This is a genomic window from Streptomyces sp. NPDC126503 (assembly GCF_040302405.1).
GTDB lineage: Bacteria > Actinomycetota > Actinomycetes > Streptomycetales > Streptomycetaceae > Streptomyces > Streptomyces gulbargensis.
Window position 1 is genome coordinate 35,690 of record NZ_JBEORS010000025.1, and the last position, 25,124, is coordinate 60,813.

Consider the following 25,124-nt stretch of genomic DNA (forward strand, 5'->3'; position numbering starts at 1 on the left):
GACGCCCCGTCCGCGCACCGCACGCCCCCGCCCACGCCCACCGAACGCCCCGCCTGCGCACCGCGCCCACCGAACGCCCCGTCCGCACCCACCGGTCACGCGTGCGGGCGCTCACTCGCCCGGGGGGCGGCTCCGGTGAACCGCCGGGAACTGCGCACCCGTCCCGGACGCTGTCCCACGCCCCCGCCCGCGTCCCGGCTCCGGCCTTGCGGCACAAGGGAAGTGACGGTTCAGCAGGGCGCCTGGCATGGACGCGTTCGTCCGTTTTCCTCCCCACCCGACAATACGACGCATTGCCAATTCTTTACCTTCGGTCGCCGCAACCTCCCCCGCCCCAAGGCCGGTTGTCACCGCGTACACGTCCTCTCCGTCGAAGGAGCACCATGTCCCTCCCCCTGACCCGTCGGATCGCCCGCGCCGCCCTCCTCCTCGCGGCCGGCGCAGCCCCCGTGGTCGGTGCGGCCGGCTCCGCGAGCGCCCTGGACCACGGCCTCGTGCCGACCGGTGCCCTGGGCAATGTGTCCGCCCTGGACGCCACGAGCGCGAACGACGCCGTCGACAGCGCCTCGCAGACCGCGACCGGTGTCGTCGGCGAGGCCGGCGGCAAGGCGGTCGGCGCGGCCGCCCCGACCGCCGGCAAGACCGTCGACGCCGCGGGGAAGACCGCCACCCCGCTCGCCCAGGAGGCCACCGGTGACGCCGCCGACAGCGCGGGCCGGCTCGTGACCAGGACCACCGAGGACCCGACCCAGGGCACCCTGGGCGGCCTGCCGCTGGGCGGCTGACGCGCGCACCGAACGGGTGAGGGCCCGGGGAGCGTCCGCTCCCCGGGCCCTCACCCGTGTCCCGCCGTCAGCGCAGGCGCTCGACCGCGGCCCGGACCCGCTCGTCCGTCGCCGTGAACGCGACGCGCACGAACCGCTCCCCCGCCTCGCCGTAGAAGTCGCCCGGCGCCACCAGGACGCCCTTCTCCGCCAGGTGCGCCACCGTCTCCCAGCAGGGCTCGTCCCGGGTCGCCCACAGATACAGGCTCGCCTCGCTGTGCTCGATCCGGAAGCCGTGCGCCTCCAGGGCCGTACGCAGGGCGGCGCGCCGGGCCGCGTACCGCTCGCGCTGCTCCAGGACGTGCGCGTCGTCCCCGAGCGCCGCGACCGTGGCCGCCTGCACCGGGGCGGCGGTCATCATGCCGCCGTGCTTGCGGATCTTCAGCAGCTCGCCGAGCACCGCCGCGTCGCCCGCGACGAAGGCGGCCCGGTAGCCGGCCAGGTTGGAGCGCTTGGAGAGCGAGTGGACGGCGACGAGACCCTCGTACGAGCCGCCGCAGACGTCCGGGTGCAGCACGGAGACGGGGTCGGCCTCCCAGCCCAGCTCCAGGTAGCACTCGTCCGACAGGACGAGGATGCCGTGCTCGCGCGCCCAGGCCACGATCCGGGTCAGCTCGTCCTTGCCGAGGACCCGGCCGGTCGGGTTGGACGGCGAGTTGAGCCACAGCAGCTTGACCGCGGCCGGGTCGAGGTCGGTGGTGGGGTCGTCGTAGACGACGGGCTCCGCGCCGCAGAGCCGCGCGCCGACCTCGTACGTCGGGTAGGCGAGCCGCGGGTGGGCCACCTGGTCGCCGGGGCCGAGCCCGAGCTGCGTCGGCAGCCAGGCCACCAGCTCCTTGGAGCCGACCACGGGCAGCACGTTCTCGTGGGCCATGCCGGCCGCGCCGAGACGCCGCCCGCACCAGCCGGTGAGCGCGTCCCGCAGCTCCTTCGTCCCCCAGACGGTCGGATAGCCCGGGGAGTCCGCCGCGGCCACCAGGGCCTTCTGGATCAGCGCGGGGACCGGGTCGACGGGCGTGCCGACGGAGAGGTCCACGATTCCGTCCGGGTGCGCCAGGGCCGTCTTCTTGTACGGCTCCAGCTTGTCCCAGGGGAAGACGGGCAGGCGCGAAGAGACTGCGCTCACGGTTCTTGGCTCACTTCCTCGTACGTACGGGAAAACGCCTCGGTCCCGCACGGCGGGCGGCGCCGTGCGGGACCGGATGCGGTCGATCAGCCGTTCTGCGGCGGCAGCGCGGCGATGAAGGGGTGGTCGCGCTCGATCAGGCCGAGCTTGGAGGCGCCACCGGGCGAACCGAGCTCGTCGAAGAACTCGACGTTCGCCTTGTAGTAGTCCTTCCACTCCTCCGGGGTGTCGTCCTCGTAGAAGATCGCCTCGACCGGGCAGACCGGCTCACAGGCCCCGCAGTCGACGCATTCGTCCGGGTGGATGTACAAGGACCGCTTGCCCTCGTAGATGCAGTCGACGGGGCACTCCTCGATGCACGCCTTGTCCTTGACGTCGACACAAGGCTGCGCGATGACGTAGGTCACGCTGTCGTTCCTCCTCGGTAGGGCTGGTCTGCGCGGGAGCGCGGCGTCGTCGATGCCCGCACCTAGTATCTCCGTTCTTGAGGGCGATCCGAACAGGAGGGGCGGAGAAGCTGTGGAATTCACCGGCGGAGGACGGCTCGAGGTCCGCATCACCAGCGCTGACGTGGGAAAACGTGTCTCCGTTCGGTATGTGACGGGCCAGGGTGTCGAGGGTGGGAAGTTCACGGACTCGGTCGGGGTGCTCACATCCTGGGACGCGGGTGTGCTGCTGATCACACGAAAGAGCGGTGAGGGCGTCCGCATCCCGGAATCGGCGCTGGTCGCGGGGAAGGTCGTGCCGGCCGCCCCGGCCCGCCGCCGGGGGCCCGCGGCCACCTTCGCCGAGCTGGCGCGGGCGACGGCGCGCGCCTGGGAGCCGCCGGAGAGCGAGCGGCTCGGGGAGTGGACCCTGCGGGCGGCGGGCGGGTTCACCCGGCGGGCCAACTCGGCCCTGCCGCTGGGCGATCCCGGGATGCCGGTCCCGGAGGCCCTGGAGCGCGTACGGGAGTGGTACGAGGCCCGGAAGCTGCCCCCGTTCGTGCAGGCCGCCACGGGCGCCGAGGGCACCCAGGAGCTGCTCTGCGCCGAGCTGGAGCGGCGGGGCTGGCGGCGCGAGGTCTCGGCGGAGGTACGGATCGGGGCCCTGGCGCCCGTCGGGGACACGGACGCCGACGTGGCGGCCGTCCGCCTGGCGCGCACGGCCGACGAGGCCTGGCTGCGCCGCTACCGGCGTTTCGGGGAGGTGGACGCCGTCGCCCACGCCGTCCTCGCCTCGGGGCCGAGCGTGTGGTTCGCCTCCGTCCCGGGCGCGGGGGACGTGCCGGCCGCGATCGGGCGGTGCGTGGTGGACGGCCGGTGGGCGGGGTTCCTCGCCGTCGAGGTCGACCCGGAGCAGCGCCGGCGGGGCCTGGCGACCGCGGTCATGACGGCGCTGGCCCGGCGGGCCCTGGAGGAGGGCGCGTCGGCGGCCTGGCTCCAGGTGGAGACGGAGAACGACGGGGCGCGCGCCCTGTACGACGGGCTCGGTTTCGCGACCCACCACCACTACCACCACTACCGGTGGGCGGAGGCGTGAGCGAGGAGCCGCCGGTGGAACCGGCCGGGCCGCCCGACCGCCGGCGGGAGTTCGCTCAGGAGGCGCGCTCCGAGCGGCCCGACCTCGCCCGGCTCTGCCTGCTGATCGGCGCGGTGGCCGACCCGTCGGTCACCGAGGAGGACCTGCAGCGGGCGGAGATCGAGCTCGACCGGCTCGCCGGCCTGGTGCCGTACGCGACCCGGGTCACCGGTGACTGGGCCGGGGAGCTCGCCGCGCTCCTCGGCCGCCGCGAGGGCTTCGAGGGAGTGCCCGCGGACTACCAGCGGCTGGAGTCCTCGCTGCTGCACGAGGTGCTGCGGCGGCGCAGGGGGCTGCCGATCCTCCTGTCGGTGGTCTGGATGGAGGTGGCCCGCCGGGCCGGCGCGCCCGTGTACGGGCTCGGGCTGCCCGGTCACTTCGTGGTGGGGTTCGGGGACCCGGCCGAGCTGAACCTGGCCGACCCCTTCGCCGGCGGGCGGCCCCTGACGGGCGCGGACGCGGAGCTGCTCGTGGCGAGCGCGACCGGGGAGCCGCTCGACCGGTCGATGCTGCGGCCGGCGGATCCGGGGGCGATCGTGCTGCGCATCCTGAACAACATCCGCGCGTGGGCGGCCCCGCGCCCGGAGCGCTCGGACGTGGCCCTGTGGGCGGTGGAGCTCTCCCTGCTGCTGCCCTCCCACCCGGCCAGGCTCCGCTACGAGCGTGCGGAACTGCTGGTGCGGCGCGGGGACTTCCTGACGGGCGCGGTGGAGATGGAGGCGTACGCGCGGGTGATGGACGCCGTGGACCCGGACGCGGCGGTCACGATCCGCCGCAGGGCACAGGCGGCGCGGGCCCGGCTGAACTAGGGCTGCCTTCCGGATCTTGAAAGACCCTGGCGGGCGCCCCCGGCACGGGCCCGGTTCCACGGTGAAGGGGGCGGGGCGGCCGGATTCGAACCGGCGTCCTCCGAGATGTCATCGCGGCGCATTACCTCTGTGCTACGACCCCGCCTTGGGCAGAACCTTACGGGGTGTCACCCCGGTGGCGCGAGGGATTTCCGGCTCCGCCCGGCGTCCCCGGGGAAGGGCGGGACACCCTCGCGTCGGCACCGGCCCGGGAGCGTGTCCGGCGGCAGAATGGGCCCATGCCGCTGACCGCCGACATCCTCGTGGCCCTCGTCGCCCTGCTGCACGCCTACATCCTCGTCATGGAGATGTTCCTGTGGCAGAAGGAGACGGGCCGCCGCTTCTCCGGCTTCGACGCCGCCATGGCCCGCGAGACGGCGACCATGGCCGCCAACCAGGGGCTCTACAACGGTTTCCTCGCCGCCGGGCTCGTCTGGGGCCTCGTCGCCGACGATCCCACCGGTTTCCGCGTCAAGGTCTTCTTCCTCTCCTGCGTGGTGATCGCGGGCCTCTACGGAGCCGCCACCGCCAACCGGCGGATCCTCTTCGCCCAGGCCCTGCCGGGGGCCCTCGCGCTCTCCGCCGTCCTCGTCGCCGGCTGACCGCCCCGGGCCCCGGAACTCCGGAGCCCCCGTCCGGCGGGGACGGGGGCTCCTGGTCACGGCGTCGGGGCCGGTCAGCCCTCGCCGCTGAGGTCGATCGCCCGGGTGCGCTCCGCGCGGGTCTTGCCGCGCAGCGCGTCCCGCATCACGTAGGCGACGTCGTCGGCGGAGACCTCGTGCTTCGTGCCGTCACCCTTGGTGATCATGATGCCCTCGAAGGCGCCGTCGAGGAGCCGCTCGATGGCCTTCTTGTCGTAGACCTCCACCAGACGGCCGTCGACGGCCTTCATGGAGAGGATCTGCGGCAGGGAGCGGGCCGGGCCGAAGTCGATGTACTTGTCGCCCGCTTTGATCCTGATGAGGTCGGACATGGCCGGCTGGGCGAAGTCGCGCATCGCCCGGTCGAGCTCCGCCTTGGTGACGGTCGGCTGCCGGGTGGTCACGGGAAGCTCGACGACGTTGGGCGCGCCCGTCTCGACCTGGGCGCGGTAGGCGTCCCGGACCGAGATCATCGAGCGCTGGATGTCCAGGGCCTTGCCGGGCCTGCCCTCGACGGGGGTGACCTTGTTCGGGGAGAAGAGGATGGTGCCCTCGGTGGCCGAGGCGGAGGTGCCGGCCAGGTCGCGCAGGGCGACGGCGAGCTTCTCCTCGTCGACCGGGAAGACCGGCTTGGCGACGCGCTCGCCGCCGAAGAGGGAACCGATGACGGAGACCGGGTTGTAGTCGCTGCCGGCGGCGGCGCGGACGGTCTCCTGGCTGTCCAGGGAGAGACCCGCCTTGTCGGGGGCCAGCTCCACCTTCTTGCCGCCGACGCTGAGCTTCAGCGGGGTGGTGGTCCGCTTGCCGAGGGCCGCCTCCAGCTTGTTGACGGCCTCCTCCTTCGTACCGCCGCCGATGTCCACGCCGAGGACCGTGGTGCCCTTGGGGACGTCGGAGTGGTTGAGGAGCAGTCCGGCGCCGTAGGCGACACCGGCGATGCCGACGAGGCCGGCGGCGGCCAGGACCAGCTTGGAGCGGCCCTTCTTGCGCGCGGCGCGGCTCTGGGCCGGGGCGGCGGGGCGCGGCGCGGGCGCCGGGGCCTCCTCCGTGCTCCGGGCGGGGGCCGGTTCGGGCGTGCGGCGGGCGGCGGACGCGGGGACCGCGGGCATGCCGCTGGAGAGCGTGTCCCCGGAGATGTGGCCGCCGTCGGCCGGCCGCCCCGGCGCGCCGGGGGCGGGCTTGGGAGCGGGCTGCTGCGGGGTCAGGATCGCGGTGTCGTCGGACATGCGCGGCGCCGCCGCGGCGGGGCCGCCCTGGCCGCCGCGGGGGCCAGCGGGCCCCTGCGCGCCCGGGCCGCCGAACGTGGCGGTGCCGGGGACCGGGCCCGTGGTGGGTCCGGCGGGCGCGGCGGCGGCCGGGCCCGGGTGCCCCGGGACACCGGCGGCGGGCCCGTCGTGGAGCGGGGTGCCGTTCGGCGGGGTCTGCTGGTACACGGGCGTGCCGGCGGCCGGAGTCCCGTCGTGCACGGGGGTGCGGGCGGCGTGCGTGCCGTCGTGGAGCGGGGTGCCGTTCGGCGGGGTCCGCTGGTACGCGGGCGTGCCGGCGGCCGGGGTGCCCGTGTCGTACAGGGGGTTGCCCGGGGCCGGCTGGGAGGTGACCGGACGGCTCGACGGGGCGCTGCCGACCGTCGGGACGCCGGAGGTCGCGGACCCGGCGAAACCGGTGCCGGGGGTCTGCCGGCCGGGGCCGGGCGACGGCTTCGGGGCGGCAGCCGGCTTGGGGGCGGGGGCGGGCACGGGGGCCTGGGGCGACGCCGGGGCGGGCACGGCGGCGGGCGCCTGGGCGGCCGGCTTGCGCGGGGCGAACCAGTCGCTGGTCTCCTTGGGCTTCGCCGGCGCCGGCTCCTCGGCGCGCGGCGGCTCCGGGGCCGCCTGCGGCTCGGGCTCCGGTTCAGGGGCCGGGGCGGCCGGTTCCGGCGCGGGCTCCGGCTCGGCGGACCCGGTGACGGGCTTGCGGACCACGACGGGCGGGATCGGCCGCGAACCCGGGATGTTGATCCGGATCCGGGTGGTCAGCGTGGTCTCGGTCTTGGGCTCCCCCGGCGGCGCGGGCGCGACGGGGGTCTCCTCCGGCGCGTCCTGCGTGGGGTGGAGCGCCGGATACTGGCGGGATCCGTACGGCTGGGTCCCTGAGGGGTAGGCGGCTCCACCGCGCCCCTGGGCGCCGGAGGACGGGCTGTCAGTCTCTCGACCAGTTTCACGACTCAAAGCAGGATCTCCCGGTTGGCTCCGCCGCCCGCTCTTGCTGATGCTCGTTCTGACCCGGGCGGTTCGGCGGCGCGCACCACCATACTGGCCGCCGCCGTCTCGTACCCGACCCCTGGTCGGACCGCGACGGGCAATCCGGCCGAAGTCAGGGCGACCCCGGTCTCAAGTCGGCCTGCTCACGCGGCCGGACGGCCCGGCGCGGCGCGGGTGGCGCACATCACAGCGATGGCCATGCTTCCGAAGAGGTAGAGGAGCTCGGCCAGGCCGCCCCCGAACACTCCGTCGCCCTCGGGGCGTCGGAAGCTGAGGAGGATGACGGCGAGGAGCCAGCCGGCGCCGGCGGTGACGACGGCGAACGGGCCGCCCACGGCGCGCAGCCCGCCGTAGAAGAGGCCGGCGGTGGCGAGCAGGGCGAGGAGCAAGCCGCCGGGCAGCCAGGCGGCTTGGACCAGGGCGCCGGCGGTGCCGACGAGGGCGCCGAGGACGACGAGGAGGGTGTGGAGGGCGAAGCGGCCCGGGGAGAAGTTCACCGGTCGCTCACCCCGGCGAAGAGGTCGGTCTCGCGTTCACCGGCGGGGGCCCCGGAGGTACCCCGGACCAACTCGTAGTACTCGGTGGTGAGGATGGGCTGGCCGAGGTCGTTGGAGAGGGCGAAGAAGGGGCCGTCCACGGCGACTTGGGTGGCGTGCGCGGCCATGGCGGCCGTCTTGCGGGCCGCGTACGCGGGGTCGCCGCCGATCTCGGTGGTGACGCGGTCCTCGTCGACGACGCCGGGGACGTCGGAGAGGCCGGCGACGGCGGGGAAGGCGGAACCCTCGGCGCGCAGCCGGGCGAAGGCCGCCTCCAGGACGGGGCGCGGGACGCGGTTCCAGTAGATCTTGGCGATGGTGTGGGCCGGGCCGAGGTCGGGGCGGTAGGCCGGGTCGGCGGCCAGGTCGGCGGCGCGCATGGCGACCCGGTGGGCCTGGATGTGGTCGGGGTGGCCGTAGCCGCCGTCCGGGTCGTAGGTGACGAGGACCTGGGGGCGGGTCTCGCGGACGATCTCCACGAGGTACGGGGCGGCCTCGTCGACGGGGGCGTTCCAGAAGGCGCCGGGGCGCTCGTTCTGTTCGACGCCCATCATCCCGGAGTCGCGGAAGCGGCCGGGGCCGCCGAGGAAGCGGTGGTCGGTGACGCCGAGCTCGGCCATGGCGGCGGCGAGTTCGCCGGCGCGGTGGGGTCCGAGCCGGTCCTCCCGGTCCGGCGCCAGGTGGGCGAGGCCGGGCGGGATGACCTCGCCCTCCTCGCCCAGGGTGCAGGTGACCAGGGTGACGAGGGCCCCCTCGGCCGCGTACCTGGCCATGGTGGCGCCGTTGTTGATCGACTCGTCGTCCGGGTGCGCGTGCACGAGGAGCAGACGACGGGCGGGAAGCTCGGTCATGGCCCCAGCCTACGAGGCGGGGCCACCGGCGGACCGGCGGCCTGCCCGGGTCAGAACTTGAGGCCGCCGATCATGCCGGCCACGTTCGTGGTGAGGGTGCTGATGGACGGGGCGATGGACGAGCTCGCCAGGTAGAAACCGAGGAGCGCGCAGATCGCCGCGTGTCCAGCCTTCAGCCCGGATTTCCGGATCAGCAGGAAGACGACGATCGCCAGCAGCACCACCACGGAGATCGAGAGTGCCACGGCGGTTCACCTCCACACTTCTTCGGTCGGATGGTCGAGCGGTTCGGTCAGGCATGTGCCGGGCGGATACCTACCCACCCAGTGCTACGGATCATAACTATCCGTGCCATCGCATCGATCGGCGGACGGAGGCACACAGGGGGCGCACAGCGCGGTTTTCGGCCGCGCGCGGGCCTCCGGTCGCGCCCTCTCGCCCTCGACCGCGCTGGACGAGGGCCTTTTCAGCGGTCGTCGGCACCGGTTTCGGAATGGCCGAATTCCTCGCCTCGGAGGTTCGCTCGGGGCCGGGGCGGTGGGGTACGGGCCGGGAGGCGTCTCACCATCCGGGCGGGCGCGGGAAGGGCGGGGCCGGGGGAGGCGCGCCCGCCGGCGGGTACGGTGCGCCGGCCGGTACGGGCTCGGGGACGCCGCGCCCGGCGAGGAGCGCGAGGACGGCGAGGCCGGCGAACAGGGCGAAGAGGGAGCTGAGCGCGCTGAGCGTGCCGGTGGTGGTCAGGTCGGCGAACCCGGGCAGCGTCTCGTACCGGATCAGCAGCACCACCTGGGCCAGGCCGCCGCCGGTGAGGAGCCCGCCCGCGAGGAGGCCGAAGGCGCGGGTGTGGCGGGCGCGGGCGAGGGCGGAGATCCCGGCGGTGAGGTGGAGGGCGGCGAGGACGGCGGCGAGCCATCCCGGCGGGACGCCGAGCGCCGGTCGGGCGACGGACCGGCCGCCGGTGAACCGGTCGACGGTGATCTCCAGGGGCAGTTCGGTGGCCCAGTACGCCTCCCACAGGGCGCCGACGGCCGCGGCGGTGACGAGGAGGGCGCCGGCGGTGGCGGCGGGGCCGGTGCGCGGGCGGGTGGGCAGCGGTTCGCGGGCGGAGCGGGGCGGGCGCCGGCCGGCGACGGCGGTCACGACGAGCCCGGTGGCGAGGGCGAGCTGGAGGAGGGTGCTGACGAGGGCGCCGGTGCCGGTCGCCCACAGGCCGGGGAGGCGCAGGGCGAGGGTGACCGCTCCGGTCGCGGCGAGCGCGGAGGCGGCGTGGCGGGAGCGGAGTGCGGCGACGGCCGTGGCGACGGTGGCGAGCAGGAGCAGCGGTTCGACGAGGGAGGTGCTCGACCGGCCGCCCAGGAGGAGGGCGTGGTCTCCGGTCCAGTACCGGACGAGGGCGAGGGGCGAGCCGAGCGCGGCCAGGTCCCTGAGGATCCAGACGGCGGATATGAGGACGAGTGCGGCGCAGAACGCGGCGCCGGTGAGACGTGCCGGTCGTGTCACAGTCACGGTCCCGATCCTCGACGCCGCCCCGGACCGAAACAAGCGGTTCCGCGCCCCCGGCGCTCAGGGGTGGTCGGGGTCCCGGTAGAGGCGGGCGCCGCCGTGGGGGCCGGCCGGGCCGTGGTCCGGCTCCTCGGGCGGGACGACCTGCTTCTCCTCGGCGAAGTGGCAGGCGGAGTCGTGCCGGGCGGGGCTGTCGGCGTGCCGGAAGGCGGCGGGGACGGCGAGCAGGGGGACTTCGAGGGCGCAGCGTTCCTGGGCCTTCCAGCAGCGGGTGCGGAAGCGGCACCCGGAGGGGATGTTCGCCGGGGAGGGGACGTCGCCGGTGAGGATGATGCGCTCGCGGTGGGCGCGGGCCTCCGGGTCGGGGACGGGGACGGCGGAGAGCAGGGCCTGGGTGTAGGGGTGGGTGGGGTGCTCGTAGATCTCGGCGTCGGTGCCGATCTCGACGATCCGGCCCAGGTACATGACGCCGACCCGGTCGGAGATGTGCCGGACGATCGACAGGTCGTGGGCGATGAAGACGTAACTGAGGTCGAACTCGGACTGGAGGCGCTCCAGGAGGTTGACGACCTGGGCCTGGACGGAGACGTCGAGCGCGGAGACCGGCTCGTCGGCGACGATGACCTCGGGGCGCAGCGCGAGGCCGCGGGCGATGCCGATGCGCTGGCGCTGGCCGCCGGAGAACTGGTGCGGGTAGCGGTTGATGTACTCGGGATTGAGGCCGACGACGTCGAGCAGTTCCTGCACCCTGCGGCGCCGGTCGCCCTTGGGGGCCACCTCCGGGTGGATCTCGTACGGCTCGCCGATGATGTCGCCGACCGTCATGCGCGGGTTGAGAGAGGTGTACGGGTCCTGGAACACCATCTGGATGTTGCGGCGGACCGCCTTGAGGGCCTTCGCGGAGAGCTTGGTGAGGTCCTCGCCCTTGTAGCGGATGGCGCCGGAGGTCGGGCGTTCCAGGTTGACCAGCATCTTCGCGACGGTCGACTTGCCGCAGCCGGACTCGCCGACGATGCCGAGGGTCTCCCCCGCGGCGAGGTCGAAGTCCACGCCGTCGACGGCCTTGACGGCGCCGACCTGCTTCTTGAAGAGGACGCCCTGGGTGAGCGGATAGTGCTTGTGCAGGTCCCGGACTTCGAGAATCGCCTCGGCCGTCTCAGCCATGGAGGCACTCCTTCCAGAAGTGGCAGGCGCTCGACCGGGGGACGGGCGAGTCGGTGACCTCGTACAGCGGCGGTACGTCGGTCCGGCAGACGTCCTGGGCGAGCGGGCAGCGGGGGTTGAAGGCGCAGCCGGGCGGGATGTTCAGGAGGTTGGGCGGGAGGCCCTTGATGGCGTAGAGCTCCTGGCCCTTCTGGTCGAGGCGGGGGATGGATTCGAGCAGGCCCCGGGTGTAGGGGTGCGCGGGGGCCTTGTAGATCTCGTGGACGGGGGCCTGTTCGACGATCCGGCCCGCGTACATCACGGCGATCTTGTCGGCGACGTCCGCGACGACGCCGAGGTCGTGGGTGATGAGGATGAGGCCCATGTCGAGTTCGCGCTGGAGCTCGGCGAGCAGGTCCATGACCTGGGCCTGGACGGTGACGTCGAGGGCGGTGGTGGGCTCGTCCGCGATGATCAGCTCGGGTTCGAGGGCGAGCGCCATGGCGATCATGATGCGCTGGCGCATGCCGCCGGAGAACTGGTGGGGGTACTGGCCGACGCGTTCCTTGGCGGCGGGGATGCGGACCCGGTCCATGAGTTCGACGGCCTTGGCCCGGGAGTCCTTCTTGGACATGCCGCGGTGGACCTGGAACATCTCGCCGAGCTGGTCGCCGACGGAGAGAACGGGGTTGAGCGAGGAGAGGGCGTCCTGGAAGATCATCGCCATCTTGGCGCCGCGGACCTTGCGCCGTTCCTCCTCCTTGAGCGTCAGGAGGTCCTGCCCCTGGAAGAGGATCCGGCCGCCGGTGATGCGGCCGGGGGGCGTGTCGAGGATGCCCATGACGGCCTGGGCGGTGACGGACTTGCCGGAGCCGGACTCGCCGAGGACGGCGAGGGTCTCCCCCGCGTCGACGGAGTAGTTGACGCCGTTGACGGCCTTGGCGACGCCGTCGCGGGTGCGGAACTCCACGTGCAGGTCGCGCACTTCGAGCAGCATGGGTCCCTACCTCAGCTTGGGGTCGAGGGCGTCGCGGACGGCGTCGCCGAGCATGATGAAGGCGAGGACGGTGACGGCGAGCGCGCCGGCCGGCCAGAGCAGCATGTGCGGGGCGTTGCGGACGTTCTGCGAGGCGGCGGAGATGTCGATGCCCCAGGAGACCGTGGGCGGTTTGAGGCCGACGCCGAGGAAGGAGAGCGTCGCCTCCAGGGCGATGTACGTACCGAGGGCGATGGTGGCGACGACGATGACCGGGGCCAGGGCGTTCGGCGTGATGTGGCGCAGGAGCATCCGGGTGTTCGAGGCGCCGAGGGCCCGGGCGGCCTGGACGTAGTCGTTCTGTTTGGCGGTGATGACGGAGCCGCGGGCGATGCGGGAGATCTGCGGCCAGCCGAGCAGGACCATGAAGCCGATGACGGGCCAGACGGTGCTGCTGCTGACGACGGAGAGCAGGACGAGGCCGCCGAGGACGACGGGGATCGCGAAGAAGACGTCGGTGACGCGGGAGAGGAATCCGTCCCAGGCGCCGCCGAAGAAGCCGGCGAGGCCGCCGAGGACGGAGCCGAGGAGCGCGACGCCGAGGGTGGCGAAGACGCCGACCTGGATGGAGGCGCGGGCGCCGTGGACGGTGCGGGTGTAGACGTCGCAGCCCTGGGTGTCGAAGCCGAAGGGGTGGCCGGGCTGGGAGCCCTGCTGGGCCTTGGCGAGGTCGCAGTCGAGCGGGTTTCCGTCGGCGATGAGCCGCGGCCAGATGGCGATGAGCACCAGGAAGACGATGATCAGGCCGGAGACGAGGAAGACGGGGTTGCGGCGCAGGTCGTGCCAGGCGTCGGACCACAGCGAGCGGGGCTTGTTGTCGGGGCCGGTGCCGTCGGGGGTGGCCGGCGGGCCCTTCTCCAGGGTCTCGGCCTCGGCCATCGCGAGGTCGTAGGCGCCGCCGCCGCCCGTGGGGGCGATGGCCTGGCCGTCGTACGGCTGCTCGGGCTGGTCAGGCATAGCGGATCCTCGGGTCAAGGACGGCGTACAGGAGGTCGACGAGCAGGTTCGCCACCAGGAAGACCAGGACGAGGACGGTCACGAAGCCGACGACGGTCTGGGTGTTCTGGCGGAGGATGCCCTGGTAGAGCTGGTAGCCGACACCGTGGATGTTGAAGATCCGCTCGGTGACGATGGCCCCGCCCATGAGCGCGCCGACGTCGGTGCCGATGAAGGTCACCACGGGGATGAGGCTGTTGCGCAGCAGGTGGCGGGTGATGACCCGGCGGCGGGGCAGGCCCTTGGCGACGGCGGTGCGGACGTAGTCGGCGCGCTTGTTCTCGGCGATGGAGGTGCGGGTGAGCCGGGTGACGTAGGCGAGGGAGACCGAGGCGAGCACCAGGCCGGGGAGGATCAGCTCGTCGAACGTGGCGGCGGAGGAGACCGAGGGTTTGATCCAGCCCCATTTGACGCCGAGGAGGAGCTGGGCGAGCAGGCCGGTGACGAAGGTCGGGACGGAGATGACGACCAGGGTCAGCAGCAGCACGCCGGTGTCGATCGGGCGGCCGCGCCGCAGACCGGTGAGGACGCCGAGGCTGATGCCGATGACGATCTCGAAGAGGACGGCGACGATCGTGAGGCGGATGGTGACCGGGAAGGCGTTGCCCATCAGCTCGGTGACCTCCTGGCCGTTGAAGGCCGTGCCGAAGTCGCCGGTGAAGACGTTCCCCATGTAGGTCAGGTATTGCTGCCAGACCGGCTTGTCGAGGCCGAATTCCTTCTTGAGCCGGGCGGCGGTCGCCGGGTCGCACTGGCGGTCGCCGCACAGTCCGGCGATGGGGTCGCCCATCACGTTCACCATCAGGAAGATCAGCAGCGTGGCGCCGAAGAAGACCGGGATCATCTGCAGCAGTCGCCGGATCACATAACGACCCATGAGGGGCTCCGGGGGTGTGGGGGGTAGGCGTACGGCCCGGCGCGGAGGTCCGCGGGCCGGGCCGTACGCCGTCGGCCTGCTCCGGCGTCAGTTGACCTTGATCTGGTCGTAGACCGGGACGCTGAACGGGTTCAGGGAGACGTTGGTGATGCGGTCGGAGTAGCCGGCGCTGCCGTTCTGGTACCAGAGCGGGATGGCGCCCATGTCGTCGCGGAGGACTTCCTCGGCCTTCTGGAAGAGTTCGACGGCCTTCTTGGTGTCGGTCTCGGCGTTGGCCTGGTCGACGAGCTTGTCGAACTCCGGGTTGGAGTACTTGCCGTCGTTGGACGAGGCGTTGGTGTAGTACATCGGCTGGAGGAAGTTCTGGATGAGCGGGTAGTCCATCTGCCAGCCGGCCCGGAAGGGGCCCTTCAGCTTCTGGGTGGTGACCTGGTTGCGGTAGTCGGCGAAGGTGCCGACGGGGTTGCCGACGCAGGCCCGGTCGTTGCCGAGGGCGCGGTTGATGGAGTTGCAGACGGCGTCGATCCACTGCTTGTGCGAGCCGGTGTCCGCGTTGTACGAGATCCTCAGCGTGCCGCCGGGGATGCCGCCGCCCTCCGCGACGAGCCTCTTCGCCTCGGCCGGGTCGTACTCGCAGGCCTCGCCGCACAGCTCCTTGTAGCCGCCGTCGGCGCCGAGGACCGGGGAGGTCCAGTCCTTGGCGGGGGTGCGGGTCTTCTGGAAGATCGTCTCGGTGATCTGGGCGCGGTTGATCGCCATGGAGAGGCCCTTGCGGAGCTTCTCCTGGCCCGGCTTGTTCCAGGCGGGCTCGTAGAAGGGGATGGAGAGCGTCTGGATGATGCCGGCGGGGGTGTTGATGTAGCGCTCGCCGAGGTCGGCCTGGACGTTCTTCAGCTGGGCGGCGGGCACGTCGTCGACGAGGTCGAGGTTGCCGGCGAGGAGGTCGGTGTAGGCGGTGTTGTTGTCGGTGTAGACCTTGAGGGTGACGCCGCCGTTCTGGGCCTTGTCCTCGCCGGGGTAGCCGTCCCACCGCTTCAGGGCCATCTGCGAGCCCTTGGAGTACGAGTCGACGGTGTACGGGCCGTTGCCGACGGGCTTCGAGAGCCAGCCGGCGTGGTCGGTGAAGAAGGCCTTCGGGAGGGGCGCGAAGGCCGCGTAGCCGAGGGTGTCGGGGAAGGTCGAGAACTTCTGCGTGAGCTTGACCGTGAAGGTGCGCGGCCCGGTGACCTTGAGGCCGGAGAGGGTGTCGGCGGTGGGTTCGCCCTGGTCGGGGTGGACCTTGTCGTAGCCCTCGATGTACCCGAAGAAGTAGGCGTTCTTCTGGTTGTTCTTCAGGTGGGCGCCGTAGTTCCACGCGTCGACGAAGGACTGGGCGGTCACCTTCTCGCCGTTGGAGAAGGTCCAGCCGTCCTTGACCGTGATGGTGAAGGTGGTCGAGTCCTTGGTCTCGATCTTCTCGGCGAGCATGTCCTTGGCCTCGCCGGTCTTCGGGTCGTACTGCTTGAGACCGCGGAAGATCATGTTGAGGACCTTGCCGCCCTGGACCTCGTTGGTGTTCGCCGGCTCCAGCGGGTTCTGCGGGTCGCCCCACGAGGAGGACACGATGCCGTCGGCCCCTCCGCCGCCGCTGTCGTCGCCGCCACCGCAGGCGGTCGCCGCGAGGGCGACGGCGGTGGCCAGTGCGGCCGACCTGGCGAGCGTGGCTCCGCGCATGACATGCCTCCCGTTGGTCCTCGGACTCACTTAGGGCCCAATATCACCTGATATTGACGGGTATGCACGTTTATGGCGTCCGGATGAACGGGGCCTCGGCGGGGCACGGGAAAGCCCCCGGCACCTGGTGGGGTGCCGGGGGCTTCGCCGTCGTACGGGGTGCCGCTTCGGATCAGACGGGGAGAACCGCCCGCTCCTCGGCGAAGTGGCAGGCCGACTCGTGCGCGGCCGGGGTGTCCTGCCCCTGGAAGCGCTCCGGGACCGCGAGGAGCGGGACGTCCGTCGCGCACTTGTCCTGCGCCTTCCAGCAGCGGGTGCGGAAGCGGCAGCCGGACGGCGGGTTCGCCGGCGAGGGCACGTCACCGGTCAGGATGATCCGCTCGCGGTGCGCGCGGGCCTCCGGGTCCGGCACCGGCACGGCGGAGAGCAGCGCCTGGGTGTACGGGTGCGTGGGGTGCTCGTAGATCTGCTCGTCCGTACCGATCTCGGCCATCTTGCCGAGGTACATGACGCCCACGCGGTCCGAGATGTGCCGGACGATCGACAGGTCGTGCGCGATGAAGATGTAGGACAGGTTGAACTCGTCCTGCAGCTTCTCCATCAGGTTGATGACCTGCGCCTGGACGGAGACGTCCAGGGCGGAGACCGGCTCGTCGCAGATGATGATCTCCGGGTTGAGCGCGAGGCCGCGGGCGATGCCGATGCGCTGGCGCTGACCGCCGGAGAACTGGTGCGGGTAGCGGTTGATGTACTCCGGGTTCAGGCCGACGACGTCGAGCAGCTCCTGCACCTTGCGGCGCCGGTCGCCCTTCGGGGCCACCTCGGGGTGGATGTCGAAGGGCTCGCCGATGATGTCGCCGACCGTCATGCGCGGGTTGAGCGAGGTGTACGGGTCCTGGAACACCATCTGGATGTTCCGGCGGACCGCCTTCAGCGCGCGCCCGGACAGCCGGGTGATGTCCTGGCCCTTGTAGAAGACCTCGCCCGCGGTCGCCCTCTCCAGGTTCATCAGGAGCTTGGCGACCGTGGACTTGCCACAGCCGGACTCGCCCACGATGCCCAGGGTCTCGCCCTGGAAGAGGTCGAAGGAGACCCCGTCCACGGCCTTGACCGCGCCGACCTGCTTCTTGAAGAGGATGCCCTGCGTCAGCGGGAAGTGCTTCTGCAGGTTCCGCACCTGGAGGATCGGCTCGCCACGCTCGACGGGGGCCTCGATGGCGGCTACGGCCTCCGCCTCGGACACATCCTCGGCCTTGTCGTTCTTGCTGAGCTCAGCCATGGATCGTCTCCTTCCAGAAGTGGCAGGCGCTGCCGCGGCCCGGCAGCTCCGCGCCGTCCTGCTCGGTCACCGGGGCCAGCGGCGGGACGTCCGTACGGCAGATGTCCTCGGCCCGGGGGCAGCGCGGGTTGAAGGCGCAGCCCGACGGGATCTTGAGCAGGTTGGGCGGCAGGCCCTTGATCGCGTACAGCTCCTGGCCCTTCTGGTCCAGGCGCGGGATCGAGTCGAGCAGACCCTTGGTGTACGGGTGGGCCGGGCGCTTGTACAGCTCGTGCACCGGCGCCTGCTCCACGATCCGGCCCGCGTACATCACGGCGATCTTGTCCGCGACGTCGGCGACCACGCCGAGGTCGTGAGTGATCAGGATCAGACCCATGTTGTACTCGGTCTGGAGCTCGGCGAGCAGGTCCATGACCTGCGCCTGGACCGTCACGTCGAGCGCCGTGGTGGGCTCGTCCGCGATGATCAGGTCCGGCTCCAGGGAGAGCGCCATCGCGATCATGATGCGCTGGCGCATACCGCCGGAGAACTGGTGCGGGTAGTCGTTGACGCGCGCCGCGGCGGCCGGGATCTTCACCCGGTCCATCAGCTCGATCGCCTTGACCTTGGCCTCCTTCTTGGAGAGGCCCTGGTGCACCCGGAACATCTCGCCGAGCTGGTAGCCGACGGAGAGGACGGGGTTGAGCGAGGAGAGCGCGTCCTGGAAGATCATCGCGATCTTGTTGCCGCGCACCTTGCGGTGCTCCTCCTCGGACATCTTCAGCATGTCCTGGCCGCGGAAGAGGATCTCTCCCTTGGTCACGAAGCCGGGCGGAGTGTCGAGGATGCCCATGATCGCCTGCGCGGTCACGGACTTGCCGGAGCCCGACTCGCCGAGGACGGCGAGGGTCTCGCCGGCGTTGACGGAGTACGAGACACCGTTCACGGCCTTCGCGACGCCCTCACGCGTACGGAACTCCACGTGGAGGTCACGGACGTCGAGGAGCGGACCCTCGTGGGTCTCGCCGTCGCGCGGCGCCGGGACGGCCGCGGTCTTGTCGATGGTGGTCACTGCGTTCGTCCTCACTCTCAGCGCAGCTTCGGGTCGAAGGCGTCACGGACCGCGTCGCCGAGCATGATGAAGGCGAGCACCGTGATGGTGAGCATTCCGGACGGGAACAGCAGCGGGTGCAGACCCGAAGAGATGCGCTGCTGGGCCTCGGAGATCATCACGCCCCAGGAGATGGCCGGGGGCCTGATGCCGATACCGAGGAAGCTCAGGGTCGCTTCCGCACCGATGACCGCACCGAGCGAGATCGTGGCGACCACGATCAGCGGGGTGACGGAGTTCGGCAGGACGTGACGGAACATCATGCGCGACGTGGAGGCGCCGAGCGAGCGCGCGGCGGCCACGTAGTCGGCCTGCTTGACCTGCATGACGGCGCCGCGCATGACGCGGGCCATGGACATCCAGCCGACCGCGGTCAGGGTCAGCACCACGGCCATGACGCCGGCGTTGCGCATGCCCTTCTCGTCACGGAAGTTGTTCAGGATGACGATCGCGGCGAGCAGCAGCGGCAGGCCGAAGAACACGTTGGTGACGAACGAGAGGAGGGCGTCCGTCCACTTGCCGAAGAAACCACCGAGGACACCGACGAGGCCGCCGATGATCAGGGAGAAGACCGTCGTCAGCACACCCACGATCACGGAGTTGCGGGTGCCGTAGATGGTCTGCGAGTAGACGTCGCAGCCCTGGAAGTTGTAGCCGAACCACGCGCTGCCGCTGGGGCCCTCCATGGAGTGCTTCAGGTCGCAGGCGAGCGGGTCGACGCTGGTGAAGAGGCCCGGGAAGGCCGCGATGGCGAGGATGCCGACGATGAGGACCGCCGAGACGATGAACATCGGGTTGCGGACCAGGTCCCGGAAGGCGTCCTGCGCGAGACTGCGCGTCTTCTCCGGCTTGGCCGGGGCGGGGACGACGGGCGCGGTGAGACCCGCGACGGCCGTCTCGGTCTTCTGGGTCGTGTCACTCATAGCGAATCCTCGGGTCAAGCACGGCGTACAGCAGGTCCACGACCAGCGCGGAGATCAGGTAGACGAGCACCAGCAGGCTGACGAAACCGACGACCGCCGGACCGTCCTCCACGTTCAGGGAGGTGAAGAGCTGGTGTCCCACGCCGGGAATGTTGAAGATGCCCTCGGTGACGATCGCGCCACCCATGAGCGAACCGAGGTCGGCACCCAGGTAGGTCACGACCGGGATCAGCGAGTTGCGCAGCACGTGAATGCCGATGACGCGGCTCTTCGGCAGGCCCTTGGCCTTCGCGGTCCGGATGTAGTCGGCGCGGAGGTTCTCCGCGACCGAGGCCCGGGCGAGACGCGCGATGTAGGCGAGCGAGACCGAGCCGAGCACCATACCCGGCAGCAGATAGCTGGAGAACCCGTCGTCGGTACCGGAGACGGGGAACAGCCCCCATTCCATACCGAGGAACGTCTGGGTGACATTGCCGAGCACGAAGATCGGGATGGCGATGACGGTCAGGGTGGAGACGAGCACCAGGTTGTCGATGAAGCTGCCGCGGCGCATGCCCGCGAGCACACCGGCGACGACGCCGATGACGACCTCGAAGGTGAAGGCCACACCGGCGACCTTCAGCGTCTCGGGCCAGGCCTCGGCGAGCAGCTCGGCGATGGGCCGGCCTTGGCTGATGGACTCACCGAAGTCGCCCTGGAGCAGGCCGGTGAAGTAGTACCAGTACCGTACGAAGAACGGGTCGTCGAGGTGGTACTGAGCGGTGAGGGTCGCTCTGATGTTCTCGGGTACGGGCTTCTCGCCGTACAGGTTCTGGATGGGGTCGCCACCCATCTGCGTGACGAGAAAATAGACGATCAACGTGGTGCCGATGAAGACGGGCACCATCTGAAGGATTCGTCGGATGACGAACCGGCCCATGGATCCTCCTCGCGAGAAGCGGCGGGGGCCGGTGTTGCCGGCCCCCGCCGCCGTTCTCGACTCTTAAATGTGGGTCAGATGCCTGAGGCCCTTAGGCCTTGGAGATCTTGGTGACGTCGACCCGGTTGAAGAGGTCCATCTCCACGTTCGTCACGTTCTTGCTGTGCGCGAACACGTTCTTGCCGAAGCGGAGCGGGATCACCGGCATGTCCTGGACGAGGATGTCCTCGGCCTGCTGCCAGATCTTGATGGCCTCGGCAGAGGTCTTGGCGGCGCGGCCTTCCTCGACCAGCTTGTCGAACTGCTTGTTGCTGTAGCCGTAGTAGTTCGAGGAACCACCGGTGGTGAACAGCGGGCCGAGGTAGTTCTCCATGGACGGGTAGTCCATGATCCAGCCCATCCGGAACATGCCGGAGAACTTCTTCTGCTCGACCTGGGTCAGCAGCTCGGCGAACTGCGGGACGGCCTGGCCGACGCACTCGACGCCGAGGTTCTTCTTGATCTGGTTGCAGGTGGCGTCCACCCACTCCTTGTGGGCACCATCGCCGTTGTAGCCGATGTTGATCTTGTTGCCCTCGACGCCGCCGGCCTTGGCGAGCATCGCCTTGGCGGCCGCCGGGTCGAACTTGCAGGAGTCACCGCAGGTGTTCTCGCGGTAGCCGCCCACGACCGGGGAGACGAAGGAGCGGGCCGGCGACTGCGAGTCGTTGAGGATGACCTTGGTGATCTCCTCGCGGTCGATGGCCATCGAGATCGCCTTGCGGACCTCGGGCTTCGCGTACTTCTTGTCGTACGTCGGGAACGACACGAACTGGAAGGTCGAGGCCGGCGACGACTTGAAGCGCTTGCCGAACTGCTTGGGCGCGTTGGCCAGTTCGGAGCTCGGGACCTGCGGGACGACGTCCAGGGCGCCGGCGACGACGTCCTTGTACATCGTCTCCTGCTTCTGGTAGATCTTGTAGGTCACGGAGTCGACCTTGGGCTTGTTCGTGCCCGTGTAGTCAGGGTTCTTGACTACCTTGATCGCCTTGTTGTGCTCCCACTTGCCCTCGATCTTGAAGGCACCCTGGCCGATCGGAGCCTGCTCGTACGCCTTGATGTTGGCGATGGCGGCGTCCGGCAGCGGGTAGAAGACCGTGTAGCCGAGGACGGTCTTGTAGTCGGCGAAGGGCTTCGCCAGCTTGACCGTGAAGGTGGTGTCGTCGACGACCTTCAGGCCGGAGAGCTCCTTGGCCTTCGGCTCGGGGGCCTTCTTCGGGCCCTCCGCGCCGTCCGGGTCCGCCGGGTTCAGGGCCTCGTAGCCCTCGATGGTGGCGAAGAAGTAGTTGCCGTCGGCCGCGTTCGGGCCGTAGGCGCCCCAGTTCCAGCCCTGGACGTAGCTCTTGGCGGTCACCGGGGTGCCGTCGTGGAACTTCTGCCCCGGCTTGATCTTGATGGTCCAGAGCTTGTTGTCGGTCGTGGTGATGGACTCCGCGGCGTCCTCGACCGGCTGGTTCTTGTCGTCGTAGCTGACGAGCGGACGGAACAGCGCGTCCAGCACCTGCGAGCCCTCGGACTCGGTCGTCGTCTGCGGGACGAGGCGCTTCGGCTCGGAGATGCCGACGCTCACCGCGCCGCCGTCCTTGGCCTTGCCCTCCCCGTTGTCCTTGCTGCCGCCACAGGCGGTCGCTGCCAGGGCGACGGCGATCGCGCCCGCAACCCACTTGGCGCTCTTGGCACCACGCATGGGGTTCCTCCTCATGAGTCCACTTGTCACTACGAAAGGGACGCACGGAGACGGCCGACACCCCTGACGGCCCAGGACTCCAGCGCCCCGAGTGTGCTCGTGAGTCGGCACTCCCCACAGTGCTTGACCCATTGACCCGAGCTCAATGGAGCCAACTATTAAGTACGTCCGGGCTGTAAACCACACTTAAGTGGTCTCGTTTTGACAACATCACCAAGGCGTCAGAGGCCAAAATCCGGACAAACTGATCACAGACAGACACGCCCGAAACGGACTGTTAACACACGTACCGGAGAGCGACGTCCGGAAATCGGACGCGGCACGGCGAAATCGGTTTGACGCCCCCGGGGGGCCGGTGCTGCGCGCCGCCGTGGCTCCCGGAAGCGGAAGGGCGCACTCAACTCGGTTGTCAAGCTCAGAAGTTGCTCAAAACTGTGTCCCAAGTCTCCCCCGGCCCGCAAGACTCCGACCCGGCCCGCTGACCACGGGCCGCTCCGCCGCCCGACCGGGCGGCACCAACGAGGGGAAACACATGCGCAAGAAGCTCATGGCAGGACTCATGACCACCTGCCTGTCGGCCGCCACCCTGGCCCTGCTGCCCGCCGGCAGCGCCCAGGCGGCCGAGATGATGTGCAGCCCGGGGAGCCAGAAGTACACCTGGTCCACGGTGAGCAAGTCTCCGGTCGTCACCCACCGCAAGGCGATCGAGCACTACACCGGCGGCACGGTCGTCAAGACCGTCAGCGCCCAGTCCGTCACCAGCATCACGGCCTCCGTCACCGCCACCTCGGGTGTCGAGGTCAGCGGGAACGTCGCCCTCGCCAGCCTCAGCGGCAAGGTCGGCCTGGAGCTGAAGGCCGAGGGGTCGAAGACGAAGACCACCGCCGAGTCCATCCAGCACCGGCTCTCCACCCGCGGCAAGTACGTCCTGTACGCGGGCACCATGAAGACCCAGGGCTACTACACCCAGTTCCGCTGCGACCGCGGCACCCGCTGGGTGAACACCGGCAACTACGGCAAGGCCATCAGCTTCACCGTCGCCACCGAGGGCGGTCTGCGCTGCGGCACCTCCGTGCCGGCCGGCAGCCTCGCGGCGTACGCCAAGCGCTACTGCTGATCCCGGCGCCGGCCCGACCAGCCGGCACGGGGACGGGCGGGGCGTCGCGCACCACCCGTGAACGGGGGACGTGAACGGGGACGGGGGAAAACGAGAGCGCCCGTCCGGGGACAACCCCGGACGGGCGCTCTCGTCCGTGCCGGGCCGTTCGAGGAACGGCCCGGTCACACGACCGACTCGGTCAGCCGTTCTTCGCGCGGGAGGCCGCGCGGGCACGCTCACGGGCGTCCAGGTTCACCTTGCGGATGCGCACGGCCTCCGGGGTGACCTCGACGCACTCGTCGTCGCGGCAGAACTCCAGGGACTGCTCCAGGGAGAGCTTCCGCGGCGGGACGATCGCCTCGAACGAGTCGGCCGAGGACGACCGCATGTTCGTGAGCTTCTTCTCCTTGGTGATGTTCACGTCCATGTCGTCGGAGCGCGAGTTCTCGCCGACGATCATGCCCTCGTACACCTCGGTGCCCGGGTCCACGAAGAGGACGCCGCGCTCCTGCAGGTTGGTCATCGCGAAGGCGGTGACCGAACCGGCGCGGTCGGCGACCAGGGAGCCGTTGTTACGGGTCTGCAGCGGGCCGAACCAGGGCTCGTGGCCCTCGTGGATCGAGTGCGCGATGCCGGTGCCGCGGGTCTGGGTCAGGAACTCCGTACGGAAGCCGATGAGGCCACGGGACGGGACGACGAACTCCATGCGGACCCAGCCGGAGCCGTGGTTCGACATGTTGTCCATGCGGCCCTTGCGGACGCCCATGAGCTGGGTGACGGCGCCCATGTGCTCCTCGGGCACGTCGATCGTCATGCGCTCGACGGGCTCGTGGACCTTGCCGTCGACCTCCTTGGTGACGACCTGCGGCTTGCCGATGGTCAGCTCGAAGCCCTCGCGGCGCATCTGCTCGACCAGGATGGCCAGCGCCAGCTCACCGCGGCCCTGCACCTCCCAGGCGTCCGGGCGCTCGGTGTCGAGGACGCGGAGCGAGACATTGCCGATGAGCTCGCGGTCCAGGCGGTCCTTCACCTGACGGGCGGTCACCTTGCGGTCCTTGACCGCGGCCTTGGCGTCGGCGCCCTTGCCGGTGCCGCCACGGCCGACCAGCGGCGAGGTGTTCGTACCGATGACCATGGAGATGGCCGGCTCGTCGACCGTGATGAGCGGCAGCGCGACCGGGTTCTCCGGGTCGGCCAGGGTCTCGCCGATCATGATGTCGGGGATACCGGCGACGGCGCAGATGTCACCGGGGCCGGCCACCTCGGCCGGCTTGCGGGTGAGCGCCTCGGTCATCATCAGCTCGGTGATGCGGACGTTCGAGATCGTGCCGTCGCGCTTGATCCAGGCCACCGTCTGGCCCTTGCGCAGCTCGCCCTGCTCGACGCGGAGCAGCGCGATGCGGCCGAGGAAGTTGTCGGCGTCGAGGTTGGTGACGTGGGCCTGGAGCGGCGCGTCCTCCTCGTACGTCGGGGCGGGGACGTGCTCCAGGATCGTGGAGAAGAACGGCTCCAGGTTGGTGGAGTCCGCCGGGACCGTACCGTCCTCCGGCTTGGTCAGCGAGGCGATGCCGTCACGGCCGCAGGCGTAGACGATCGGGAACTCGATCTGGTCCTCGTCGGCGTCCAGGTCCAGGAAGAGGTCGTAGGTCTCGTTGACGACCTCGTCGATCCGGGAGTCCGGGCGGTCCGTCTTGTTGATGCACAGGATGACGGGCTTGCGCTGCTGGAGGGCCTTGCGGAGCACGAAGCGGGTCTGCGGGAGGGGGCCCTCGGAGGCGTCCACCAGGAGGACGACGGCGTCCACCATCGACAGACCGCGCTCGACCTCGCCACCGAAGTCGGCGTGGCCGGGGGTGTCGATGATGTTGATCGTGATCGGGGCCCCGCCGTCCTTGGGGTGGTACTTCACCGCCGTGTTCTTGGCGAGGATCGTGATGCCCTTCTCACGCTCCAGGTCGTTCGAGTCCATCATGCGGTCGTCGAGCTGCTGGTGAGCGGCGAAGGCACCCGCCTGCTTGAGCATGGCGTCGACGATGGTCGTCTTGCCGTGGTCGACGTGGGCGACGATGGCTACGTTACGGATGTCGTGGCGCGTGGGCATGGGTGGCTTGCGCTTCTCTCGGATCGTGGGAATCGGCGTCAGTTCCTCTTACGCCCGCCGGGCGGACGCGCCACGGCTAAGTCCTATGGTACG

The 25,124-nt window shown here is 70.7% G+C and carries 23 protein-coding genes and 1 tRNA gene; 5 read left to right on the forward strand and 19 right to left on the reverse strand.

Annotation, left to right across the window (positions count from 1 at the left end; all coding sequences use genetic code 11):
* Nucleotides 1-383: 383 nt before the first annotated feature.
* Nucleotides 384-785, forward strand: coding sequence for an ATP-binding protein (locus tag ABTY40_RS26005; protein WP_352061738.1), 402 nt, complete (start codon nt 384-386; stop codon nt 783-785).
* 67 nt (nt 786-852) lie between these two features.
* On the opposite strand, the gene ABTY40_RS26010 is transcribed toward ABTY40_RS26005, so the two are convergent.
* Nucleotides 853-1,950, reverse strand: coding sequence for a bifunctional succinyldiaminopimelate transaminase/glutamate-prephenate aminotransferase (locus ABTY40_RS26010; protein WP_352061739.1), 1,098 nt, complete (start codon nt 1,948-1,950; stop codon nt 853-855).
* 86 nt (nt 1,951-2,036) lie between these two features.
* On the reverse strand, nt 2,037-2,357 hold the full coding sequence (gene fdxA / locus ABTY40_RS26015) for a ferredoxin (RefSeq protein WP_058940613.1): 321 nt from the start codon (nt 2,355-2,357) through the stop codon (nt 2,037-2,039).
* Between the two features lie 112 nt (nt 2,358-2,469).
* Here fdxA and ABTY40_RS26020 point away from each other — a divergent pair, with 112 nt between their 5' ends.
* Nucleotides 2,470-3,471 carry a GNAT family N-acetyltransferase gene (locus ABTY40_RS26020; protein ID WP_352061740.1) on the forward strand — a complete coding sequence of 334 codons (1,002 nt, stop codon included), beginning with the start codon at nt 2,470-2,472 and terminating at the stop codon, nt 3,469-3,471.
* Nucleotides 3,468-4,319, forward strand: a complete 852-nt coding sequence (locus ABTY40_RS26025; protein ID WP_352061741.1) for a transglutaminase family protein — start codon at nt 3,468-3,470, stop codon at nt 4,317-4,319. The genes ABTY40_RS26020 and ABTY40_RS26025 overlap by 4 nt, the downstream gene beginning before the upstream one ends.
* A gap of 69 nt (nt 4,320-4,388) precedes the next feature.
* Here the strand turns inward: ABTY40_RS26025 and ABTY40_RS26030 are convergent.
* A tRNA-Val gene (locus ABTY40_RS26030) sits at nt 4,389-4,463 on the reverse strand.
* Nucleotides 4,464-4,597: 134 nt separating this feature from the next.
* Between ABTY40_RS26030 and ABTY40_RS26035 the strand changes: the two genes are divergently transcribed.
* On the forward strand, nt 4,598-4,960 hold the full coding sequence (locus ABTY40_RS26035; protein WP_352061742.1) for a DUF1304 domain-containing protein: 363 nt from the start codon (nt 4,598-4,600) through the stop codon (nt 4,958-4,960).
* A gap of 74 nt (nt 4,961-5,034) precedes the next feature.
* Here ABTY40_RS26035 and ABTY40_RS26040 read toward each other — a convergent pair whose 3' ends face one another.
* From ABTY40_RS26040 to ABTY40_RS26110, 15 genes are all read right to left on the reverse strand, one after another.
* Nucleotides 5,035-7,206: a hypothetical protein gene (locus ABTY40_RS26040; protein WP_352061743.1), complete on the reverse strand. Its 2,172-nt coding sequence runs from the start codon at nt 7,204-7,206 to the stop codon at nt 5,035-5,037.
* A gap of 176 nt (nt 7,207-7,382) precedes the next feature.
* Nucleotides 7,383-7,736, reverse strand: a complete 354-nt coding sequence (locus ABTY40_RS26045; RefSeq protein ID WP_345284832.1) for a DUF6113 family protein — start codon at nt 7,734-7,736, stop codon at nt 7,383-7,385.
* Nucleotides 7,733-8,626 (reverse strand): N-acetyl-1-D-myo-inositol-2-amino-2-deoxy-alpha-D-glucopyranoside deacetylase, encoded by an 894-nt coding sequence (gene mshB, locus ABTY40_RS26050; RefSeq protein WP_352061744.1) that lies wholly within the window; start codon nt 8,624-8,626, stop codon nt 7,733-7,735. Before mshB ends, ABTY40_RS26045 begins: the two co-directional genes overlap by 4 nt.
* A gap of 50 nt (nt 8,627-8,676) precedes the next feature.
* Entirely contained in the window at nt 8,677-8,871 is a 195-nt protein-coding gene (locus ABTY40_RS26055; protein ID WP_053640878.1) for a hypothetical protein, read from the reverse strand.
* 316 nt (nt 8,872-9,187) lie between these two features.
* Nucleotides 9,188-10,132 carry a hypothetical protein gene (locus tag ABTY40_RS26060; RefSeq protein ID WP_352061745.1) on the reverse strand — a complete coding sequence of 315 codons (945 nt, stop codon included), beginning with the start codon at nt 10,130-10,132 and terminating at the stop codon, nt 9,188-9,190.
* Between the two features lie 57 nt (nt 10,133-10,189).
* The gene (locus tag ABTY40_RS26065) at nt 10,190-11,293 is read right to left on the reverse strand and encodes an ABC transporter ATP-binding protein (protein ID WP_345284839.1); all 1,104 of its coding nucleotides are present in this window, start codon (nt 11,291-11,293) and stop codon (nt 10,190-10,192) included.
* Nucleotides 11,286-12,269 carry an ABC transporter ATP-binding protein gene (locus ABTY40_RS26070; RefSeq protein WP_352061746.1) on the reverse strand — a complete coding sequence of 328 codons (984 nt, stop codon included), beginning with the start codon at nt 12,267-12,269 and terminating at the stop codon, nt 11,286-11,288. Before ABTY40_RS26070 ends, ABTY40_RS26065 begins: the two co-directional genes overlap by 8 nt.
* Nucleotides 12,270-12,275: 6 nt before the next feature.
* Nucleotides 12,276-13,265 (reverse strand): ABC transporter permease, encoded by a 990-nt coding sequence (locus ABTY40_RS26075; RefSeq protein ID WP_352061747.1) that lies wholly within the window; start codon nt 13,263-13,265, stop codon nt 12,276-12,278.
* Entirely contained in the window at nt 13,258-14,181 is a 924-nt protein-coding gene (locus ABTY40_RS26080; protein ID WP_352061748.1) for an ABC transporter permease, read from the reverse strand. The genes ABTY40_RS26075 and ABTY40_RS26080 overlap by 8 nt, the downstream gene beginning before the upstream one ends.
* An 87-nt stretch (nt 14,182-14,268) precedes the next feature.
* Nucleotides 14,269-15,894 carry a peptide ABC transporter substrate-binding protein gene (locus tag ABTY40_RS26085; protein ID WP_352061749.1) on the reverse strand — a complete coding sequence of 542 codons (1,626 nt, stop codon included), beginning with the start codon at nt 15,892-15,894 and terminating at the stop codon, nt 14,269-14,271.
* A gap of 172 nt (nt 15,895-16,066) precedes the next feature.
* Nucleotides 16,067-17,173 (reverse strand): ABC transporter ATP-binding protein, encoded by a 1,107-nt coding sequence (locus tag ABTY40_RS26090; RefSeq protein WP_352061750.1) that lies wholly within the window; start codon nt 17,171-17,173, stop codon nt 16,067-16,069.
* The gene (locus ABTY40_RS26095) at nt 17,166-18,224 is read right to left on the reverse strand and encodes an ABC transporter ATP-binding protein (RefSeq protein WP_352061751.1); all 1,059 of its coding nucleotides are present in this window, start codon (nt 18,222-18,224) and stop codon (nt 17,166-17,168) included. Before ABTY40_RS26095 ends, ABTY40_RS26090 begins: the two co-directional genes overlap by 8 nt.
* 17 nt (nt 18,225-18,241) lie before the next feature.
* Nucleotides 18,242-19,186: an ABC transporter permease gene (locus ABTY40_RS26100; protein ID WP_352061752.1), complete on the reverse strand. Its 945-nt coding sequence runs from the start codon at nt 19,184-19,186 to the stop codon at nt 18,242-18,244.
* Nucleotides 19,179-20,105 carry an ABC transporter permease gene (locus ABTY40_RS26105; RefSeq protein ID WP_352061753.1) on the reverse strand — a complete coding sequence of 309 codons (927 nt, stop codon included), beginning with the start codon at nt 20,103-20,105 and terminating at the stop codon, nt 19,179-19,181. The genes ABTY40_RS26100 and ABTY40_RS26105 overlap by 8 nt, the downstream gene beginning before the upstream one ends.
* 91 nt (nt 20,106-20,196) lie before the next feature.
* Nucleotides 20,197-21,831, reverse strand: a complete 1,635-nt coding sequence (locus tag ABTY40_RS26110; protein ID WP_352061754.1) for a peptide ABC transporter substrate-binding protein — start codon at nt 21,829-21,831, stop codon at nt 20,197-20,199.
* 532 nt (nt 21,832-22,363) lie between these two features.
* On the opposite strand from ABTY40_RS26110, the gene ABTY40_RS26115 reads away from it, so the two are divergent.
* Nucleotides 22,364-22,948 carry a hypothetical protein gene (locus ABTY40_RS26115; protein ID WP_352061755.1) on the forward strand — a complete coding sequence of 195 codons (585 nt, stop codon included), beginning with the start codon at nt 22,364-22,366 and terminating at the stop codon, nt 22,946-22,948.
* A gap of 181 nt (nt 22,949-23,129) precedes the next feature.
* On the opposite strand, the gene typA is transcribed toward ABTY40_RS26115, so the two are convergent.
* Complete coding sequence (gene typA / locus ABTY40_RS26120; protein WP_352061756.1) at nt 23,130-25,031, reverse strand: translational GTPase TypA; 1,902 nt, start codon at nt 25,029-25,031, stop codon at nt 23,130-23,132.
* Between the last annotated feature and the right edge of the window lie 93 nt (nt 25,032-25,124).

Coding starts and splice junctions, on each gene's coding strand:
- ABTY40_RS26005 (WP_352061738.1), top strand. CDS start 384: ATGTCCCTCCCCCTGACCCGTCGGATCGCCCGCGCCGCCCTCCTCCTC.
- ABTY40_RS26035 (WP_352061742.1), top strand. CDS start 4,598: ATGCCGCTGACCGCCGACATCCTCGTGGCCCTCGTCGCCCTGCTGCAC.
- mshB (WP_352061744.1), bottom strand. CDS start 8,626: ATGACCGAGCTTCCCGCCCGTCGTCTGCTCCTCGTGCACGCGCACCCG.
- ABTY40_RS26065 (WP_345284839.1), bottom strand. CDS start 11,293: ATGGCTGAGACGGCCGAGGCGATTCTCGAAGTCCGGGACCTGCACAAG.
- ABTY40_RS26070 (WP_352061746.1), bottom strand. CDS start 12,269: ATGCTGCTCGAAGTGCGCGACCTGCACGTGGAGTTCCGCACCCGCGAC.
- ABTY40_RS26075 (WP_352061747.1), bottom strand. CDS start 13,265: ATGCCTGACCAGCCCGAGCAGCCGTACGACGGCCAGGCCATCGCCCCC.
- ABTY40_RS26080 (WP_352061748.1), bottom strand. CDS start 14,181: ATGGGTCGTTATGTGATCCGGCGACTGCTGCAGATGATCCCGGTCTTC.
- ABTY40_RS26085 (WP_352061749.1), bottom strand. CDS start 15,894: ATGCGCGGAGCCACGCTCGCCAGGTCGGCCGCACTGGCCACCGCCGTC.
- ABTY40_RS26090 (WP_352061750.1), bottom strand. CDS start 17,173: ATGGCTGAGCTCAGCAAGAACGACAAGGCCGAGGATGTGTCCGAGGCG.
- ABTY40_RS26100 (WP_352061752.1), bottom strand. CDS start 19,186: ATGAGTGACACGACCCAGAAGACCGAGACGGCCGTCGCGGGTCTCACC.
- ABTY40_RS26105 (WP_352061753.1), bottom strand. CDS start 20,105: ATGGGCCGGTTCGTCATCCGACGAATCCTTCAGATGGTGCCCGTCTTC.
- ABTY40_RS26110 (WP_352061754.1), bottom strand. CDS start 21,831: ATGCGTGGTGCCAAGAGCGCCAAGTGGGTTGCGGGCGCGATCGCCGTC.
- ABTY40_RS26115 (WP_352061755.1), top strand. CDS start 22,364: ATGCGCAAGAAGCTCATGGCAGGACTCATGACCACCTGCCTGTCGGCC.
- typA (WP_352061756.1), bottom strand. CDS start 25,031: ATGCCCACGCGCCACGACATCCGTAACGTAGCCATCGTCGCCCACGTC.